The sequence below is a fragment of the Duganella sp. FT27W genome, assembly GCF_009295655.1.
Taxonomy (GTDB): Bacteria; Pseudomonadota; Gammaproteobacteria; order Burkholderiales; family Burkholderiaceae_D; genus Rugamonas; species Rugamonas zoogloeoides.
On the sequence record NZ_WHIV01000004.1, the window covers coordinates 434,869 to 455,220 of the forward strand.

The 20,352-nt window shown below is 57.2% G+C and carries 13 protein-coding genes; 3 read left to right on the forward strand and 10 right to left on the reverse strand.

Annotated features, from left to right (window positions below; all coding sequences use genetic code 11):
• Positions 1–198: 198 nt before the first annotated feature.
• Positions 199–2,259, reverse strand: coding sequence for an aminotransferase class V-fold PLP-dependent enzyme (locus F8197_RS19060; RefSeq protein ID WP_152883186.1), 2,061 nt, complete (start codon positions 2,257–2,259; stop codon positions 199–201).
• Between the two features lie 162 nt (positions 2,260–2,421).
• On the opposite strand from F8197_RS19060, the gene F8197_RS19065 reads away from it, so the two are divergent.
• The 3 genes from F8197_RS19065 to F8197_RS19075 all read left to right on the forward strand — a co-directional run bounded on the left by F8197_RS19065 (position 2,422) and on the right by F8197_RS19075 (position 6,074).
• Entirely contained in the window at positions 2,422–2,898 is a 477-nt protein-coding gene (locus F8197_RS19065) for an Lrp/AsnC family transcriptional regulator (RefSeq protein ID WP_019923545.1), read from the forward strand.
• Positions 2,899–2,971: 73 nt separating this feature from the next.
• Complete coding sequence (locus tag F8197_RS19070; protein ID WP_152883187.1) at positions 2,972–4,141, forward strand: HPP family protein; 1,170 nt, start codon at positions 2,972–2,974, stop codon at positions 4,139–4,141.
• Between the two features lie 103 nt (positions 4,142–4,244).
• Positions 4,245–6,074, forward strand: coding sequence for a DUF885 family protein (locus F8197_RS19075; RefSeq protein ID WP_152883188.1), 1,830 nt, complete (start codon positions 4,245–4,247; stop codon positions 6,072–6,074).
• Positions 6,075–6,088: 14 nt separating this feature from the next.
• On the opposite strand, the gene F8197_RS28620 is transcribed toward F8197_RS19075, so the two are convergent.
• The 9 genes from F8197_RS28620 to rplL form a co-directional block, all read right to left on the reverse strand.
• Positions 6,089–6,229: a hypothetical protein gene (locus tag F8197_RS28620; RefSeq protein ID WP_193333477.1), complete on the reverse strand. Its 141-nt coding sequence runs from the start codon at positions 6,227–6,229 to the stop codon at positions 6,089–6,091.
• 23 nt (positions 6,230–6,252) lie between these two features.
• Positions 6,253–6,909 carry a retron system putative HNH endonuclease gene (locus F8197_RS19080; protein WP_152883189.1) on the reverse strand — a complete coding sequence of 219 codons (657 nt, stop codon included), beginning with the start codon at positions 6,907–6,909 and terminating at the stop codon, positions 6,253–6,255.
• Positions 6,906–8,225: an AAA family ATPase gene (locus tag F8197_RS19085; RefSeq protein WP_152883190.1), complete on the reverse strand. Its 1,320-nt coding sequence runs from the start codon at positions 8,223–8,225 to the stop codon at positions 6,906–6,908. The genes F8197_RS19080 and F8197_RS19085 overlap by 4 nt, the downstream gene beginning before the upstream one ends.
• 49 nt (positions 8,226–8,274) lie before the next feature.
• Positions 8,275–8,892, reverse strand: a complete 618-nt coding sequence (locus F8197_RS19090; protein ID WP_152883191.1) for a winged helix-turn-helix domain-containing protein — start codon at positions 8,890–8,892, stop codon at positions 8,275–8,277.
• 147 nt (positions 8,893–9,039) lie between these two features.
• The gene (locus tag F8197_RS19095; protein ID WP_152883192.1) at positions 9,040–10,569 is read right to left on the reverse strand and encodes an ATP-binding protein; all 1,530 of its coding nucleotides are present in this window, start codon (positions 10,567–10,569) and stop codon (positions 9,040–9,042) included.
• Entirely contained in the window at positions 10,566–11,072 is a 507-nt protein-coding gene (locus F8197_RS19100) for a hypothetical protein (RefSeq protein WP_152883193.1), read from the reverse strand. Before F8197_RS19100 ends, F8197_RS19095 begins: the two co-directional genes overlap by 4 nt.
• Before the next feature lie 124 nt (positions 11,073–11,196).
• Entirely contained in the window at positions 11,197–15,429 is a 4,233-nt protein-coding gene (rpoC, locus tag F8197_RS19105) for a DNA-directed RNA polymerase subunit beta' (RefSeq protein WP_152883194.1), read from the reverse strand.
• A 109-nt stretch (positions 15,430–15,538) separates the two neighbouring features.
• Positions 15,539–19,648 (reverse strand): DNA-directed RNA polymerase subunit beta, encoded by a 4,110-nt coding sequence (gene rpoB, locus F8197_RS19110; protein ID WP_152883195.1) that lies wholly within the window; start codon positions 19,646–19,648, stop codon positions 15,539–15,541.
• Between the two features lie 270 nt (positions 19,649–19,918).
• On the reverse strand, positions 19,919–20,290 hold the full coding sequence (gene rplL, locus F8197_RS19115) for a 50S ribosomal protein L7/L12 (RefSeq protein ID WP_070246949.1): 372 nt from the start codon (positions 20,288–20,290) through the stop codon (positions 19,919–19,921).
• Between the last annotated feature and the right edge of the window lie 62 nt (positions 20,291–20,352).

The window sequence follows — 20,352 nt, forward strand, 5'->3', positions numbered from 1 at the left end:
GCAGGGGATTGGACTTGTTCAACGTAAACCTCGCTTGGACGTGCGCGACAAAACCGCGTCCGGTAAGCTGGCGCGGTGATTAGTGGGAATGTGTGCCAAGCAATGATACGTCTCGTAACAATTTGCTACTGTGCGCTTACGAACATAAGCGCAAAGGGCCGCTCGAAGCGACCCCTTTCAATCACTTTCGTGAGCAGTTCAGGCCGCTAGTGCCAGTCCACCGGTGAGGCTGTAGCTGCTGGTGTGGCCGAGCCGGCGCAGGCATTGCGCAGCTTTCATGCTGCGGTTGCCGCTGCGACAGATGAAGACCAGCGGCGCATGGATGTCGCCGCGCAGCCACAGGCTGGCGTGCTCGACCAGGCGGCTCAGCGGCACGCTCTGTGCCGCATGCGCGCCCGCTGGCGCCGGCACGGTGGCGGCAAACTCGTACGGCTCGCGTACATCGACCACTACCGCGCCGGGATGGGCTTGCAGGAATGCCTCCAGCGCGCTGCTGTCGAGTTGCAGGTCGGCAGCAGCCTGGTCGCCGCCATGGCCGGCACAAAGCTGGTTGCGGGCATCGCGGGTCGGGCACAGCAGGGTCTGCGCGGTGGTGATGACCGGCAAGGCCGAGTCGGCGTGCGCGGTGAAGGCAAAGCGCACGTCAGCAGCCGCCAGGCTGGCGCCGTCCTTGCTGCCCAATAAATAGGCGCGCGCGCCCTCCCCGGCCGACACCTGCGCCAGCACCTGGCTGCCGATGGCAATCGCATTGACTTCGGCGCCGTCGCCCAAGGTCAGGCGATGGGCCGTGATGGCCGGCCAGCCAAACGCGTCCGTCATCGCCTGGGCGTCATAGTGGGCGCCCAGCGACCGGGCCAATGGCGCGTGATCGGCGCCGGCGGTGGTGGCCACCATGGCCAGCACCCGGTAGTTATGGCCGCGCACGATGGCCGTGATGCGCGAGGTGAGCGTGGGCAACGGGTCGATCACGATGCAGCTGCGGCTGGCCGCGTCCAGCACCAGCCAGCCGCATTCTCCCTCCACGCCCAGTTGCAGCAAGCCGTCGTCGGGCTCGGCGCTGGGCTGGTCGGCGATTATGCCGGCGGCGCGCAGCGCGGCGCCGCAGTGGGCGATGCGCTGGCAGGCGGTGGCGATGGTGGCCTCATCGACCATGGCGCCGAACGACATGCGGATGGCGCCCGCACTGCGCCACAGCGGCAGGCCCATGGCGTCGAGCACATAGCTGGGCGCGGCCTTGCTGGCCGAGCAGGCACTGCCGGCGCTCACGCGCACCCGCGCCGCATCGAACACGTCCATCAGCTCGCGGCTCGACACGCCCGGCACCGCGAAGTTGATCGTGGTCGGCAGCGATTTGTCGAAAGCATTGTTGAATACCACGCCGGGCAGCGCCGCGCGCAGGGCGTCGGCCAGGCGTTCGCGGTAGCCATGCAACTGGTCGTGGGACGGAAACGTGTCGCCGCGTTCGAGCGCGGCCAGCACCACGCCCAGCGCGGCAATGCCGGCCATGTTTTCGGTGCCAGAGCGCTGGCCGGTTTCCTGGCCGCCGCCCATGATCAGCGGCGTGAATGGTGCGCCAGCGCGCACGTACAACATGCCCACGCCCTTCGGCGCGTGCAGCTTGTGGCCGGAAAACGGCGCGTAATCGATGCGGGTGGCGGCCAGGTTCAAGCGCAGCTTGCCCAGCGACTGCACGCAATCGACCATCCACAGCGCGCCGGTGCCGCTGGCGGCGATGGTGGCGGCAATGTCGTCGAGGTCGCTGACCACGCCAGTCTCGTTGTTGGCGGCCATGGTGCAGATCATGGCCGCGTCCGGCGCCAGCGCGCGCAGCGCGGCCAGGTCATGCAGGCCGTCGCCATCGACCGGCAAAGCCGTCAATGTCAGGTTGGTGCCCAGCAGGCGGTTCCAGTGCGCCAGCGCTTCCGGCACGGCCTTGTGCTCGGTGGCGCCGTACACCAGCAAGCTGCCGGTGGCCTCGCCCCGGGCCTGGCGCTCGCGCACCGCCACCAGCGCGGACAACACGGCGGTCTGGATGCCCTCGGTGGCGCCGCTGTTGAACATCAACCGCCCATCGCCCACGCCCAACAGGCGCACCGCGCACTGGCGCGCCTGGTCGAGCACGACCTTGGCGCGCAGGCCGGTGCCGTGGGAGCTGCTGGGGTTGCCGTAACGCTGGCCCATGATGTCGGCAGCAGCCAGTGCGGCGGCAGGCAGGATGCAGGTGGTGGCGTTGCCGTCGAGGTAGATTTCGTTATTCATTTTAAAAGGCAGGAAGGCGGTCGATATGAGCTAAACAGTTTAGCGAACTTTCCAGGAGAAAATATGCCAAAGCCGACTGCGTTAGATGCGCATAAAAGCATGTTCATGCTTCTTATGGAACTTCGGTAGAATGAAATAACTTTCATTTACCAGAACAGCCCCATGCACTCACTCGACAAATACGATTGCGCCATCCTGGCCGCCCTGCAAATCGACGGCACCTTGTCGATCGCCGCGCTTAGCGAGAAGGTCGGGCTGTCGAGCACGCCGTGCTGGAAGCGGGTCAAGCGCCTCGAAGAAGAGGGCTATATCGAGAGCCGGGTCGCCATCGTCAACCGCCGCAAGGTGGGCTTGCCGGTGACCGTGTACGTCAGCGTGCGCACCGGCCAGCACGATGCCAAGTGGCTCGACCGCTTTGCCGCCGCCGTCATGGCCCTGCCCGAAGTGCAGGAATTCCACCGCATGAGCGGCGATGTCGATTACCTGCTCAAGGTCGTCACGACCGATATTGAAGGCTATGACGCGTTTTATAAACGCCTGATCAAGGTGGGACAGCTGACCGGAGTGTCGTCGGCATTCTCGATGGAGCAGATCAAGTTCACCACCGCTTTACCGCTCGACCTCGTACCCTACGCTTGAACAATGCACCATTCCGGTGCGAGAAATATCATGCCGTGAGATAATGCCGCATCCAAATATTTAATTAAAAGCTATGCGCGCATTCTTCAACTGGTTGCCCGGCCCCAGCAACGTCAGTCGCCCCGAACAGTTGCGCGCCGCTGCCGGCGCCCTGTGCGGCCTGTTGATCACCGCCCTGTTCGCCCATTATTTATTGGCGCGGACCGGCACTTCCATCTTCATGATAGCGCCGATGGGCGCGTCCGCCGTGCTGCTGTTCGCGGTGCCGGCCAGCCCGCTGGCGCAGCCGTGGTCGGTGTTCGGCGGTAACGTCATCAGCGGCCTGGTGGGTGTGGCCTGCGTGCGCTGGCTCGGCGACAGCCTGCCGCTGCCGTTGCTGGGCGGCCTGGCCGGCGGTCTCGCCATCGCTGCCATGTTCGTGATGCGCTGCCTGCATCCGCCCGGCGGCGCGGTCGCGCTGACCACCGTGCTCGGCGGTCCGGTCGTGCACGCGGCCGGCTTCGAGTTCGTGCTGTTCACGGTCGCCATCGACACCGCGCTGCTGGTCGCCATGGCCATGGTCTATAACAACCTGACCGGGCGGCGCTACCCGCACGTGCAGCAGAGTGCGCCCGTCAACGTCCATGGCACCACGGATGACGCACCGACGGTGCGGCTCGGCTTCAAGACGGAAGACCTCGATGCCGTGCTCAAGCAATACAACCAGGTGCTCGACATCAGCCGTGACGACCTTGAATCGCTGTTCATGCAAACCGAGCAGCGCGCCTACCAGCGCCGCTTTGGCGTGATCACCTGCGCCGACATCATGTCGCGCGATATCGTCAGCGCCGAGTTCGGCACCGGGCTGGAACCGGCCTGGCAACTGATGCGTAACCACCGCGTGGTGGCCCTGCCCGTGCTCAACCGGGCGCGGCGCGTGATCGGCATCGTCACCCAGACCGACTTCCTCGAGCATGGTGGCCTCGACAGCTACGCTGGCATGCGCCGCCAGTTGCAGCGTTTCCTGCGCAAGAGCGGCGTCACCCATACCGAAAAGGCCGAGGTCGTGGGCCAGATCATGAGCGGCCATCCGACCACCGCGCGCACCGACACGCCGATCGTGGACCTGGTGCCGCTGATGGCCAACTCGGGCTTCCACCATATTCCGATTGTCGATGCGGAAGACCGGTTTGTCGGCATCATTACCCAGTCCGACCTGGTGGCCGCGCTGTACCAAACCCGGCTGGCGGAGGCGGCGGCCTGAGAAGGTGATAAACCGTTTTCGATTGATACAATTTGTTGCGCTGCGCAGCTCGGCATGCCTTATCCTAGTCGGTGCATGAACCACCATGGACCAGGAAACAACGATGAAGCGACTCACCAGTACCGCCCGCATTTCCGCCCTCGCCGCCACCCTGGCGCTGGCGTTTATTCCAGTTAGCAATACCTTCGCCCTGCCGCTGGCCGACGCCCCCAACCGCCCGGTGCCGCGCGTGAGCGCCACCCCGGCGCACCAGGCGCTGCAAGCCATTGCCGACGAATACTACAACGCCGTCGCCACCTTCGAGCCGCTCGGCGCCACCGAAAACGGCGACAACCGCTTCGACGACCAGTTGGGCCTGAGCATCTCGCCCGGCAAGCGCGCCCTGCAGTTCAAGCTGTACCGCGATTTTGCCCAGCGCATCAAGGCCATCAAGCGTGAAGTGCTGAACGCCGAAGACCGCCTCGACTACGACATCCTGCGCTACGAGCTGCGCGGCCTGATCGCCATGGAGCGCTTCCCCGAACACCTGCTGCCAATTAACCAGATGGACAGCGTGCCGGTGATTCTCGCCAACTACGCGGGCGGTCAGGCATCGCAGCCAATCGGTACCGTGGCGCAATACGACGCCTACCTGAGCCGTATCAGCCAGATGCCGGCGTGGATCGACCAGGCGATCAGCAATATGCGCGACGGCATCAAGAAGGGGATTACGCAGCCAAAAGCCATCATGATCTCGGCCCTGCCGCAGTACAAAAAACTGCTCAGCGACACGCCCGAGACCAGCATCTATTACACCCCGATCAAAAACTTGCCAGCGAGCTTCAGCGCCGCCGACAAGGCGCGTCTGACCGAAGCCTACCGCAAGCAGATCGCCGAACAGATCATGCCGGCCCTGGGCCGCCTGGCCGCGTTCGTGGAAAAGGATTACATCCCGGCGTGCCGCACTTCGACCGGCCTCGGCGCCCTGCCCGACGGCGCCGCCTGGTACCAGGCGCGCGTGGCCAACGCCACCACCACGTCGCTGAAGCCGGACGAGATCCACGCGATCGGCCTGCGCGAAGTGGCGCGCATCCAGTCGCAGTTCGAAATCCTCGGACCCAAGCTCGGCTACGACGGCCTGCCAGCGGGCCTGCCGGTGTGGGTGGCGGCGCAACCGAAGTTCCGCCCGTTCAAGACCGAAGACGAAGTGCAAGCGGTCTACCACAAGCTCAACGGCGTGCTCGACACCAAGCTGCCGATGATGTTCACGCTGGTACCTAAAGCCAAGCTCGACATGCGCCTGGAACCCGAACTGAGCCGCGACACCGCCGCCGACCACTACACGGCCCCGGCCATCGACGGCTCACGCCCGGGCGTGTTCTGGTCGGTGGTGACCGATCCGACCAAGTACGGCAGCACCGGCATGACCACGCTCTTCCTGCACGAAGGCAAGCCCGGCCACCACTTCCACATCGCCCTGATGCAGGAATTGAATTTGCCCGACTTCCGCAAATTCGGCGGCAACAACGCCTTCACCGAAGGCTGGGCCTTGTACGCGGAAACGCTGGGCAAGGAAATGGGCCTGTTCGACGACCCGGCACAATACTTCGGTCACCTGAACGACGAACTGCTGCGCGCCACGCGCCTGGTGGTCGATACCGGCATGCACGCCAAAGGCTGGACCCGGGAACAGAGCATCAAGTACATGCGCGAGACGCTCGGCTACGATGAAGTGGCAAAAAGCGAAACCGAGCGCTACATGGCCTGGCCGGCGCAGGCGCTGGGCTACAAGATCGGTTCATTAAAAATCGTGGAATTGCGCCACCGCGCGGAGGAAGCCTTGGGCGAACGGTTCAGCCTGCCGAAGTTCCACGAAGTGGTACTGGGCGATGGGACCTTGCCGCTGGCGTTGCTGGAGGAGAAGGTGGATCGGTGGATTGCGCAGCAGCAGTAATCTGCGGATAGCTGTCAGGACGACATACCCCAGGAAACATAGACAACCATCACTACAGCGGCGACGGAGACGATGCACAGGATGCTGGAAAGGATCTTTCCAGCACGTACACGCATGGCAATATCCGTCTCCAGTTTTTCAATCAATCCGCTCATCTTAGCTCCATAAAAATCGATATTCAAACGGGATGATTAAGCAATTGCTCAGCATATCGAGACAGGACATGGCCGAAATTCGTCAAGCGACCAGCCTCATCGGGCGCACGAAAGGCCCTTGCAAGTTGAGCCAACTCCTCCTCACTTGCAGACACTAAAAACTCGTCGTCATAAACATTCTTGAGGACTTCTGCGCGCCGTTCGTTGAGAAAGCTGACGTCAAGCTTTAGAAGGCTGATCATGTACCCAGCAGCCTCGTCAGCCTTATCCGTCGGGTATATCGCACCATCTCGCGATGAGTAAATGAATCGTCTTTCGCAGCCGTCACCTAAAGGAGAAATGATACGCTTTTCGTCGAAACCGCTACCCTTGGCGTGCCCGCAATGTAACGGCGTGCCAGGATTGGTCTCCCGAATGCACGATGCGTGCAAATTCCGGTAATCGAGCGCCAAATCTTCGTGCGACTCTTGTGGACGGAAATGCTCGATATGGCTGTCTGCCAGTGAGATGGTTCGACCGCAGTAGCAACATACACTACCTTGCTCAATCAACAGGGCCGTGTGTAAAACCCGCTTTTCAGGATTCTGCAACGCTTCGTAGCTGGGTTGCCATTCCTCGTTTGCTTTCGCTTTCCACTCGGCAAACATAGCTGGCTCAGCTTGCTTCGTGACATATTTCATCGCCCTATAACCTCTTTGCGGCGCAATAACGCCCACGCGCCAGCCAATTCCGGAATTCCGGACGCAGCAGTCTCGAGGTCGTCCAGCTTTTCTCGCGCCACTTCAAGCTCACCGCGCTCCAACGACTCGAATGCTTCGTCCAGCATTTGTTGAACTGCAGGAGACCTGGCATCTGCGCCCATAATTTCTTCCAGCACCTGGCTGGATGTCAGTCCATAACTGACTTGCGGATGAGTCGTACTATTTGTCCGGAGAAGGATAATTTCTTCAGGCTGCAATTCGCCCAATACCTGCGGAGAGTGGCTCGCGACAATAAACTGCACTTCCGGGAACGCTTGCTTCAGTCCGCTGGTCAATATCCGCTGCCACCTCGGATGCAGGTGCATATCCAGCTCGTCAATCAACACCACGCCAGAAGTCTTGGCAGTGACATCCGGGCCCAATTGCGGATTCAAGATGCACATGCGACGAGCGATGTCTGCGACCAGACCGATGACAGCTCGCTGGCCATCGCTGAGGTTTTCAAAAGCGGTAGGTGGCCGCTCTTTCTCGCCAGGTGCCGTTGTCCATTCAACCAGTAAACTTTTTTGCCTGATGTCGTATCTGAGACCTTTCGCACCGTCGATCGCCGTACCCAAAGCCAGATTCACAAGGGCCAGCTCATCCGATTCGATGTCATCAAAAGCTTCGCCGGACTCGGATGATATCTGAAGACGCTCCAGGCATTTGCCGATTACCCATCCTTGCAAAGCGCTGGAGTCCAGGGAAGCGTCCCACCAGGAGGCGTAACCATCTGTCCTGGCATTGCCACTTGTTGCCGCCTGCATTTCGGTGGGCTGCGACTGGCTCCAGTGGCGGCTGGCGCGATAAAAAGCGATGACAGGCAAGGCGTTTTCAAACGCTCCGCTTGCTACCGCCTGGTGCTGTTCTTGCCAGATCTGTCCAGGGCTGATGCCACTTTGGTGAGCGTGGTTCACCTGGCTCGATTTTTCGACGGTCCATGTACAGGCGCTGCTGTGATCGAATGCTTGGGCTACTGCGGTGACTTTTACGGGGAATTGCGGCTCGAAGCGATATCGACCTTGAACAACCTCGCCTTTTAACCTGGCGACATTCGGTTCGGCAAGAGCACTGTAATTTGCGAAAGGTAGCGATACCCAGCCAGTAAAGCCGGTCAAGACATCGCAGATCGCCTTCAACACCGACGTTTTTCCACTGCCGTTGACGCCTACAATCACGTTGAAACCTGGCCTCAAATCCATCTTCAGGCTGACATGACACCTGTAATTTTCCAGGTGAACGGAACTAAGTCTCATGATTGTGCACTCCCTTTTGAGCGGATATCTGGCGGTCGCTCTTGCTATTCTACGTACTTATCCCAGCACCAGCCGGCTCGCTCACTATCCGCTCCAGATCCGTCTCATCACCGAGCACATAAATCTTCTGCTCCCTGAGCACCTGCAAAATAAACCCCTGCTGCTCGCGCAAGCGCCTTTTAAAATCCGGCAGCGCGTACAGGTTCGGATTGATCTTCCGCCGCAACAAGCGCTCCGCCACCGGCAGCCGCGACAGCAGTTCGCCGTAGCTGGTGTTTTCGCCGATCAACAGCAACTCCACCGGCGTATTCATGCCCTCGTGCTCCTTGGCCGTGGCGCCATACACGAACGCGACATTAAGGACATGCTGTAACGGCGCCAGCGCCGAGTTCAGCACGCTGACCAGGCCGAAGGTCTTTTTCACCACGCTGGTCAGTTCCTCGTACACCATGCAATCGCGATTCGGCTTGAAGCGGCGCACGTTGCCGATGCGCTCGGAGACGATCACGCCGGCCTCATGCAAGCGTTTCAGTTCGCGCTGGGCCGAGGCGCTGCCCAGGCCCGTCAGGCGCATGATTTCGTTGAGGTGATAGCCGTCGGTGGTGCGTATAAAAAGCAAACCCAGCAGTTTTTGCTGGGCGGGAGTGAAGAGGGCTTGGGCGATCATGAGCCAAATATTAGCATGGAAGCATGCAATCTATGCAGAAAGATTGAAAGCTTCCACATGGCCACTTATTAAAGGAAAATATCGTGTGAAATGTTAACGGACCATCTCCAATCAGAAATTATTATTTTTCAGAAATAGATAAATTTACTATACCTTAAATATAGGAAGCTTTCTAAGATCATTGGCAAGAAGTACCTTAGGTTCAGTAGGGAACAGCTTAACACTTCGAGAAGCTCTGATTCCAATATAGAATCCGTAGTCTAGCATCAGGGCCATAAACCTTTGACCGGCTTTGTGCGGAGTTATTCCCTCGTGCAATACATGAACAAGACGTAGTGCAATAAGCTTCTGAATGGCCTTATAGAAATCATCTGAATTTTGTATTTTAACCAAAAATGAATTTCTTTTTTGCTCAGTTATACAGAATGTCTTTACCACCTCAAGCATTCGAAGTACACCATCCAATTCTGAACTAGCATCCTTTTCAATATCTTGAAGCTTACCTTCGGCCATTTCAGATGCCGCGGCGTTCAAGCTCACCAAGGTTACTTCTTTTTGCCCCTTAATATTTGCCTTATTAATTGCTTGTGCGAATAGACTTAATGCGTCCCTGGGCACTGCAGCTGCAACCAATACCAGCCTTGACAATACTGAGTCTGACGTCAAATAAGATATAGAAGGTAAGCCGCAATAATTGGCATGGGCATTCAGAATTCCAACGATATGAGTTTTAGAGCGATCTGGCATCGTTAGATTCAGGTCCAACTTTAATACGCGTGCATCGTGACCAGATTGCAGACCTTGCTTTTTAGCCTCGTCCCAAGTTTTTGTGAACTGCTCAATTCCGGAGAGCTTAATACTCATATTATTTCCCCGAGCTACAGAATAGAGAGCGTGTAAGATACGCGGCTGAAGAGATTCGTCTACCACATGGAAATCGTCTAAGAATAATGTAAACGGCACTCTCGGAGATGCTATTGAGGTGACCTGTCGCCTAATTCTAGGAATAATTTTATCAACACGGGAAGCGACAGAGCCCTCCGACTCTGCTAATAACTCAAGTTGATCAATCAAAGAATTTACATCTGAAGCAATCTCTGGATGATGCCTTATAGCTGTCAACATTTCTGCTAATACGCTACAAATTACATTTTCATCGTCACGATTAGCGTACGTTTGCATGGCAATCCAAGCGAATGGTAAATTACGCTTTGTTAGTGTATGCATTGAATAAGCTAAAAGACTTGATTTTCCTGCACCACGCCTACCAAAAACTATATGATTTCCAACGCTAGTCACATCTTGTTCGAAATTTGCAACGGATGGGGTATAACGGGAAAAAAAATCATCGCCAAAACTATGGCGATCAATAGTTAGACTCTCACCAATAGCTTTTTGAAGCAAGCGAGTTTCTGCCATTGAAAGTATGTCCGCAGGCTTCTTTGCACGGGTAACAATCGCACATTTATCGTAAAATGGATGATCCGAACCCAATTTATCATTGACTTGCTCAAGTATTTTATGAAGTCGATTGTTGTCTTTTGCAAATTCGAACATCAAAAAATGACCGTCGGGCCTTGTTTTAATATGGTATGAAGGAGTAACGCCCCCCAGCTCTATTGAGAAGATATCCACCGCATGATCAGCAGCCTGCTGAATTGACAAATCAATATTCATAACACAATACCTTGATCCTCTAATAATTTTTTTGCATCTGTAATAAAGTCCTCTACCAAGGCCTCTGACTCGGTAACTTTGATAAGCAAGTCTGCTTCATTTGCTACGTGACTATAATCTGCCAAATTTCTATCATCTCGCAAATTTTTTAGCTTTCCTTTATAAGTAGCAGCGTTCTCCAGATTTTTTGGAAGTTCATCAATTCGTTGGTGATCGCTACTATCCGTAGAATAAACTCCACTATCTTTTAGCTGAATAGCTCTCTTCACATTGTATGCAGCGTAATAAAGTCTTGATATTTTTTGTCGCCATTCGGATTTTCCTATACTAGACGCAAAATCGTAATGAGACATTCCAAGTTGATATAATCCGAATACCTCATGATCAACTGCCCGTCGGATTTTATCTAATTCGGTCTCAGAAAGTATATGCCCTAAATTTTTCAATAACCTATTCGGATTGCCGGAAGCAAGCAATACATGAGGCTCCGCCAACTTGCCCATAAATCATACTTTTATTGCAACTATAATTTCTCCAGCTTAACACTAACTTTCAGCAAAAACAATAACTTGTAGTAATAAAAAAACGGCGCCCGCAGGCGCCGTTTCTAGAGGACTAGGAAGCTGATTACGCTTCGTCGCCGTGCGGGGTGACCGATTCGGTCACTTCCACATCGCCGCCGGACATGGCAGCTTTTTCTGCTTGCAGCAGGGCTTGACGCTCTTCCACTTCCCACAGCTCTTTCTCTTTGCGGGCGCGGTGGAACGCCAGACCGGTACCGCCCGGGATCAGACGACCAACGATCACGTTTTCTTTCAGGCCGCGCAGACCGTCGCGCTTGCCCATGATCGCAGCTTCGGTCAGCACGCGGGTGGTTTCCTGGAACGATGCGGCCGAGATGAACGAGTCGGTCGACAGCGATGCCTTGGTAATACCCAGCAGGACGTTTTCGTAGGTCGCAGGGATCTTGCTTTCGCGATCCATACGATCGTTTTCGTCCAGCAGTTCCGAACGCTCGACCTGCTCGCCAACGATGTAGTTGGTGTCGCCGGCGTTGACGATCTGAACGCGACGCAGCATCTGGCGTACGATCACTTCGATGTGCTTGTCGTTAATCTTCACGCCTTGCAGACGGTACACGTCTTGCACTTCGTCAACGATGTAACGCGCCAGCGCTTCGATACCCAGCAGGCGCAGGATGTCTTGCGGATCGGCCGGGCCGTCCACGATCATCTCGCCCTTGTTCACGACTTGACCATCGTGGACCAGCACTTGCTTGTCCTTGGTGATCAGGAACTCGTGCTTGTTGCCGTCCATGTCGGTGATTTCCAGACGCTGTTTGCCCTTGGTTTCTTTACCGAAGGCTACAGTACCGGTCACTTCCGCCAGCATGCCCGCGTCTTTCGGCGAACGTGCTTCGAACAGCTCGGCTACGCGTGGCAGACCACCGGTAATGTCACGGGTTTTCTGCGATTCGGTCGGGATACGCGCCAGAACCTCACCCACGGACACTTGCTGGCCGTCTTTCACCATGATCAGTGCGCCAACCTGGAAACCGATCGCTACAGCGTGTTCGGTACCGGCGATCTTCACTTCGTGACCTTCTTCGTTCAACAGTTTGACCTGTGGACGCAGGGTTTTGGTCAGCGAGCCGCGACGTTTCGCATCGATCACCACCAGGGTTGCCAGACCGGTCACTTCGTCGACCTGACGGGCCACGGTCACGCCTTCTTCGACGTTCTCGAAGCGGACGGTACCAGCGTACTCGGTGATGATCGGACGGGTCAGCGGATCCCAAGTTGCCAGGGCCGTACCGGCCTTGATGACCAGGCCATCCTTGACGATCAGGGTCGCGCCGTACGGCACTTTATGACGCTCACGCTCACGGCCGTGGTCGTCGGTGATCAGCACTTCGCCCGAACGGGAAATGACGATTTGCGCGCCCTTGCCGTTGGTAACGTAACGCATGGTCGAGGTGAAACGGATGGTACCGTTCGACTTCGCTTCCACCGACGATGCCACTGCTGCACGCGATGCCGCACCACCGATGTGGAACGTACGCATGGTCAGCTGGGTACCAGGCTCACCAATCGACTGCGCTGCCACCACACCGACGGCTTCGCCGGAGTTGACCAGCATGCCACGGCCCAGGTCGCGACCGTAGCACTTGGCGCACAGGCCGAAGCGCGTGTCGCAAGTCAGTGGCGTGCGGACTTTGACTTCGTCGATCGACAGACGCTCGATCTCTTCGACCATGTCTTCGTCCATCAGGGTGCCGGCTTCGTACAGCGTTTCCTGGTTCTCAGGATTGACGACGTCGTTGACCACCACGCGGCCGAGGATACGGTCGCGCAGCGCTTCGATGACTTCACCACCTTCAACCAGCGCCTTCATGACGGTACCGTTGGACGTGCCGCAATCATCTTCGATCACGACCAGATCCTGGGTCACGTCGACCAGACGACGGGTCAGGTAACCCGAGTTCGCGGTTTTCAGTGCCGTATCGGCCAGACCTTTACGAGCGCCGTGGGTCGAAATGAAGTACTGCAACACGTTCAGACCTTCGCGGAAGTTCGCGGTAATCGGCGTTTCGATAATCGAACCGTCCGGTTTCGCCATCAGACCACGCATACCTGCCAGCTGGCGAATCTGCGCTGCCGAACCACGTGCGCCCGAGTCGGCCATCATGTAAATCGCGTTGAACGATTCCTGGGTCGATTTCGTGCCGTCACGCTTGATGACGTCTTCCACTTTCAGCTGGTCCATCATGGCCTTGCCGACTTCGTCCGAGGTTTTGCCCCAGATGTCGACGACCTTGTTGTAACGCTCGCCGGCGGTCACCAGACCCGAAGCGTACTGCTGCTCGATCTGTTTGACTTCGGACTCTGCAGCCGAAATCAGGGTGACTTTTTGTGGCGGTACCAGCATGTCGTCCACGCAGATCGAAATACCGGCGCGGGTTGCCAGGCGGAAGCCCGACTGCATCAGTTGGTCAGCAAACACGACCGTCGCGCGCAGACCGCACTTACGGAACGAGGTGTTGATCAGCTTGGAAATTTCTTTCTTTTTCAGCGCGCGATTCAGCACCGAGAAAGGCAGACCTTTCGGCAGAATTTCCGACAGGATGGCGCGGCCAACCGTGGTCTCGTAGCGGGTAACGGTACGGACGAACTCGCCTGTTTCGAGATCTTTTGGATTCTCGACGATACGCACCGTGATACGGGTGGTCAGTTCCACTTCCTTGTTGTCGTAGGCACGAATGACTTCCGACACGTCAGGGAACAGCATGCCTTCGTTTTTCGCGTTGATCGCTTCGCGGGTCGCGTAGTACAGACCCAGCACGATATCCTGCGAAGGAACGATCGACGGTTCGCCGTTCGACGGGAACAGGATGTTGTTCGACGCCAGCATCAGCGTACGTGCTTCCATCTGCGCTTCGATCGACAGCGGTACGTGCACAGCCATCTGGTCACCGTCGAAGTCGGCGTTGAATGCCGCGCAAACGAGTGGGTGCAGCTGGATCGCTTTACCTTCAATCAGGACCGGCTCGAACGCCTGGATACCCAGACGGTGCAGGGTTGGTGCACGGTTGAGCATGATCGGGTGTTCGCGGATCACGTCTTCCAGGATGTCCCAGACGACCGGCTCTTGAATCTCGACCAGCTTCTTGGCGGCCTTGATCGTGGTAGCCAAGCCCATCAGTTCCAGCTTGTTGAAGATGAATGGCTTGAACAGTTCCAGCGCCATCAGTTTCGGCAGACCGCACTGGTGCAGTTTCAGCTGTGGACCCACCACGATGACCGAACGGCCCGAGTAGTCGACGCGTTTACCCAGCAAGTTCTGACGGAAACGACCGCCTTTACCCTTGATCATCTCGGCCAGCGATTTCAGCGGACGCTTGTTGGCGCCGGTCATCGCTTTACCGCGACGGCCGTTGTCCAGCAGCGAATCGACTGCTTCTTGCAGCATGCGCTTTTCGTTGCGCGTGATGATCTCTGGAGCGCGCAGCTCCATCAGGCGTTTCAGACGGTTGTTACGGTTGATCACGCGGCGATACAGATCGTTCAGATCCGAGGTCGCGAAACGGCCGCCGTCCAGTGGTACCAGTGGGCGCAGTTCCGGTGGCAGCACCGGCAGCACTTCCATGATCATCCACTCAGGCTTGATGCCCGAACGCTGGAACGCTTCCAGCACTTTCAGACGCTTGGCGTATTTCTTGATCTTCGCTTCGGACTTCGATTCCTTCAGTTCCACGCGCAGGGTTTCGGCATCGCGGTGGATGTCGATCGAGCGCAGCAGTTCACGGATACCTTCGGCGCCCATGAAGGCGGTGAAGTCGTCGCCGTACTCTTCGTACTTGGCGGCGTAGTCGTCTTCCGACATGATCTGGCACTTCTTCAGCGGGGTCATGCCTGGATCGGTCACGACATATGCTTCGAAGTACAGCACGCGTTCGATGTCCCGCAGGGTCATGTCGAGGACCATGCCCAGACGCGACGGCAGCGATTTCAGGAACCAGATGTGCGCGGTTGGCGACGCCAGTTCGATGTGGCCCATGCGCTCACGACGCACTTTGGCCAGGGTCACTTCAACGCCGCACTTTTCGCAGATCACGCCGCGGTGCTTCAGACGTTTGTACTTGCCGCACAGGCACTCGTAGTCCTTGATTGGGCCAAAGATCTTGGCGCAGAACAGGCCGTCGCGCTCGGGCTTGAAGGTACGATAGTTGATGGTTTCCGGCTTTTTAACTTCGCCGTAGGACCACGAACGGATTTTTTCAGGCGAAGCGAGACCGATCTTGATCGCGTCAAAGGTCTCGTTCGTCTGTACTTGCTTGAATAGATCGAGCAGTGCTTTCATGTATCACTCCAGAGGTGATTAAACTTCTAATTCCTAAGACTACATTGCCCGGCATGGTTACCCAGCCGGGCTTTGTACATCTCAAACCAAAATGACGGTAGTCTGTCTTTTAGTTTCGTTCGAGGTCGATATCGATACCGAGCGAACGGATTTCCTTGACCAGCACGTTGAACGATTCCGGCATGCCGGCGTCGATCACGTGGTCGCCTTTGACGAGGTTTTCGTACACTTTGGTACGGCCATTCACGTCATCGGACTTCACGGTCAACATTTCTTGCAGCACGTACGATGCGCCGTACGCTTCCAGTGCCCACACCTCCATCTCACCGAAACGCTGACCACCGAACTGGGCTTTACCGCCCAGTGGCTGCTGCGTTACCAGCGAGTATGGACCGGTCGAACGCGCGTGCATCTTGTCGTCAACCAAGTGGTGCAGTTTCAGCATGTGCATCACGCCAACGGTGACCTTGCGCTCGAACGCTTCGCCGGTGCGGCCGTCGTACATGGTGACCTGGTTTTTCGATGGGGTCATGCCCAGCTTGGCAGCGACATCATCAGGATACGCCAGATCGAGCATGCGACGGATTTCCGACTCGTGCGCGCCGTCGAATACCGGGGTAGCGAACGGCACACCTTTTTTCAGGTTGTACGCCAGCTTCATGATCTCTTCGTCGTCGAACTGGTCCAGATCTTCCGGACGACCCGATTCGTTGTAGACCGTGGTCAGGTACTTGCGCATCTCTTCGACCTTGATCTGCGCTTGCAGCATTTCGCCGATACGGATGCCCAGGCCCTTCGCTGCCCAACCGAGGTGGGTCTCGAGAATCTGACCCACGTTCATACGCGATGGAACACCCAGCGGATTCAGTACCACGTCGGCCGGCGTACCGTCCGCCATGTATGGCATGTCTTCCACTGGAACAATGCGCGATACCACACCCTTGTTACCGTGGCGACCCGCCATCTTGTCGCCCGACTGCAGGCGGCGTTTCACGGCCAGGTACACCTTGACCATTTTTTGCACGCCAGGTTGCAGCTCGTCGCCCTGGGTCAGTTTCTTGCGCTTCTCTTCGAAGGCCAGATCGAACTGGTGACGCTTCTCGGCGATCGATTCCTTGATCGCTTCGAGGGCGGTGGCAGCAGCATCTTCCGATGGGCGGATGTCGAACCAGTGGTACTTGTCCAGATCGTCCAGGTATTCCTTGGTGATCTTGGCGCCTTTGGCCAGCTTTTTAGGGCCGCCATTCACCACTTGATTGATCAGCATTTTTTCCAGACGCTGGAAGGCATCGCCTTCCACAATACGCATCTGGTCGTTCAGGTCCAGGCGGAAACGCTTCAGTTCATCGTCGATGATCTGTTGCGCGCGCTTGTCGCGAACGATGCCTTCACGGGTGAACACCTGCACGTCGATCACGGTACCGACCATGCCCGAAGGCACGCGCAGCGACGTATCTTTAACGTCCGAAGCTTTTTCGCCGAAGATCGCGCGCAGCAGCTTTTCTTCCGGGGTCAGCTGGGTTTCGCCTTTAGGCGTCACTTTACCGACCAGGGTGTCGCCGGCGGTAACTTCCGCGCCGATGTACACGATGCCCGATTCGTCCAGGCGTGCCAGTTGATTTTCGGCCAGGTTCGAGATATCACGGGTGATTTCTTCGGCGCCCAGCTTGGTATCACGTGCAACAACGCTCAGTTCTTCGATGTGGATCGAGGTGTAACGGTCGTCTTTGACGACGTTTTCCGAGATCAGGATCGAATCTTCGAAGTTCAGACCATTCCATGGCATGAACGCCACGGTCATGTTCTGGCCCAGTGCCAGCTCGCCCAGGTCGGTCGATGCGCCGTCGGCAATCACGTCGCCTTTGGCCACGCGGTCGCCAACTTGCACGATCGGACGCTGGTTGATGTTGGTGTTCTGGTTTGAACGGGTGTACTTGATCAGGTTGTAGATGTCCACACCGACTTCGCCGGCGGTGGCTTCTTCATCGTTCACGCGAATCACGACACGACCCGCATCGATGTAGTCAACCAGTCCGCCACGCAGTGCTTGCACGGTGGTGCCCGAGTCAACTGCCACGGTGCGTTCGATACCGGTCCCGACCAGCGCTTTTTCAGGGCGCAGGCAAGGAACTGCCTGGCGCTGCATGTTGGCGCCCATCAATGCACGGTTCGCATCATCGTGTTCCAGGAATGGAATCAGCGATGCTGCAACGGAAACGATCTGGCCTGGCGCCACGTCCATGTACTGGACGCGCTCTGGCGATACCAGAATGGTTTCGCCAGCTTCACGCGACGATACCAGTTCATCGACCAGGGTACCGGTCTCATCGACTTTGGCGTTAGCCTGGGCGATGATGTAGCGGCCTTCTTCGATGGCCGACAGGTAATCGATCTGCTCGGTGACCTTGGAACCGTCAACCTTGCGGTACGGGGTTTCCAGGAAGCCGTATTCGTTCAGGCGGGCGTACAGAGCCAGCGAGTTGATCAGGCCGATGTTCGGGCCTTCAGGCGTTTCGATCGGGCACACGCGGCCGTAGTGGGTCGGGTGCACGTCGCGCACCTCGAAGCCGGCACGTTCGCGGGTCAGACCGCCAGGCCCCAGAGCGGATACACGACGTTTGTGCGTGATTTCCGACAGCGGGTTGGTCTGGTCCATAAACTGCGACAGCTGCGACGAACCGAAGAATTCACGGATCGCGGCCGAGATCGGCTTGCTGTTGATCAGGTCGTGCGGCATCAGGTTGTCCGCTTCGGCCTGGCCGAGGCGTTCCTTGACAGCGCGCTCAACACGCACCAGGCCGGCACGGAATTGATTTTCTGCCAGTTCGCCGACGCAACGTACGCGACGGTTACCCAGGTGATCGATGTCATCGACTTCGCCGCGACCGTTGCGCAGCTCGACCAGGATCTTGATCACGGCCAGCACGTCTTCGTTCGACAGGGTCATGGCACCGGTCAGTTCATCACGGCCGATACGGCGGTTGAACTTCATGCGGCCCACGGCCGACAGGTCGTAACGCTCAGGGCTGTAGAACAGGCCGTTGAACAGTGCTTCGACCGAGTCTTCGGTTGGCGGTTCGCCAGGACGCATCATGCGGTAGATCGCCACGCGCGCGGCCGTTTGGTCGGCGGTGTCGTCCATGCGCAGGGTTTGCGAGATGTAGCCGCCCTGGTCCAGGTCGTTGGTGTACAGGGTCTGGATGTCGGTGATGCCGGCATCGCGCAGACGGTTCAGTACGTCTTCGGTCAGTTCTTCGTTGGCGGACGCGACAACTTCGCCGGTCTCCGGATCAACGATGTTCTTGGCCAGTACGCGGCCCAGCAGGTAGTCTTCCGGCACCGAGATGTGCTTCAGGCCAGCGGCATCGATGTCGCGCACATGCTTGGCATTGATGCGCTTGTCTTTCATGACGATGGTCTTGGCCGACTTCGGATCGACGATGTCGAAGCGCGCGACTTCGCCGCGCAGGCGTTCGGCAACGAATTCCATTTCCGCGCCTTCGGAGCGCAGGTGGAAATTGTCGAAGACAAAGAAGTTAGCCAGGATCTGTTCCGGCGTCATGCCGATGGCTTTCAGCAGGATCGATACCGGCATCTTGCGGCGACGGTCGACGCGGAAGTACAGGATGTCTTTCGGGTCGAACTCGAAGTCCAGCCACGAGCCGCGGTAAGGAATGATACGTGCCGAGAACAGCAATTTGCCGGACGAGTGGGTCTTGCCGCGGTCGTGTTCGAAGAACACACCCGGGGAGCGATGCAGCTGCGAAACGATGACACGCTCGGTACCATTGATCACGAACGAACCGGTGGTCGTCATCAGGGGCAGTTCGCCCATGTAGACTTCCTGTTCCTTCATTTCCTTGACGACTGGCTTGGTCGGCGATTCCTTGTCCAGGATCACCAGACGCACCTTGGCGCGCAGCGGTGACGCGAACGTCAGGCCACGCAGTTGGCATTCCTTGACGTCAAAGGCAGGATCGCCCAGAACGTACGACAGGAATTCGAGACGCGCAAAGCCATTGTGCGAAACGATAGGGAAAATCGAGGTAAAGGCCGACTGCAGGCCGTCGTTCTTGCGCGCCGATGCGCTAACATCTTCTTGCAAGAAACTGTGGTAGGACTCGAGCTGGGTAGCCAGCAGGAACGGAACGTTGTGAACGTTGGCGCGCTTCGCGAATGATTTGCGAATGCGTTTCTTCTCAGTAAATGAGTAGTGCATGGACACTCCGTGAGTGACAGAAAGGAAAAAAATTCAGGTTTTGCCAGTGCACTGCCAGCCACTTCAGCAACAATCTCGGCTGCGTGTCACACAGACGAAACCTGAAATCTCTACCATTTCCAGCGGATCAATTGGAACTGCAACGTCTTGACAACGTTACAAATACGACACAGACGACAAAGGAGCCAAAGCCGGGATTTCCCCCGGTAAAGAGAGAAATCCCGCAGCTTTGGCTCGTGGCGCTAATGGTAGCCGCCAATACAGCTTGAATTACTTCAGTTCGGCCTTGGCGCCAGCTTCTTCCAGCTTTTTCTTAGCGGCTTCAGCGTCAGCTTTCGACAGAGCTTCTTTAACGGTTTTTGGTGCGCCGTCAACAACGTCTTTGGCTTCTTTCAGGCCCAGACCGGTGATTTCGCGAACTGCTTTAATCACGCCAACTTTGTTCGCGCCGATTTCGGTCAGAACCAGGTTGAATTCGGTTTGCTCTTCAACAGCTGCTGCAGCAGCGCCGCCAGCAGCAGGAGCTGCCATTGCAGCGGCCGAAACGCCGAATTTCTCTTCGAATGCCTTAACCAGGTCGTTCAGGTCCATTACGGACATTTCGCTCACTGCGTTCAGGATGTCGTCTTTGCTAATTGCCATTTGAAACTCCAATAATTTTGATTCGTTTAATACATCAGATAGCTACTTGAAAAAAACCCGCC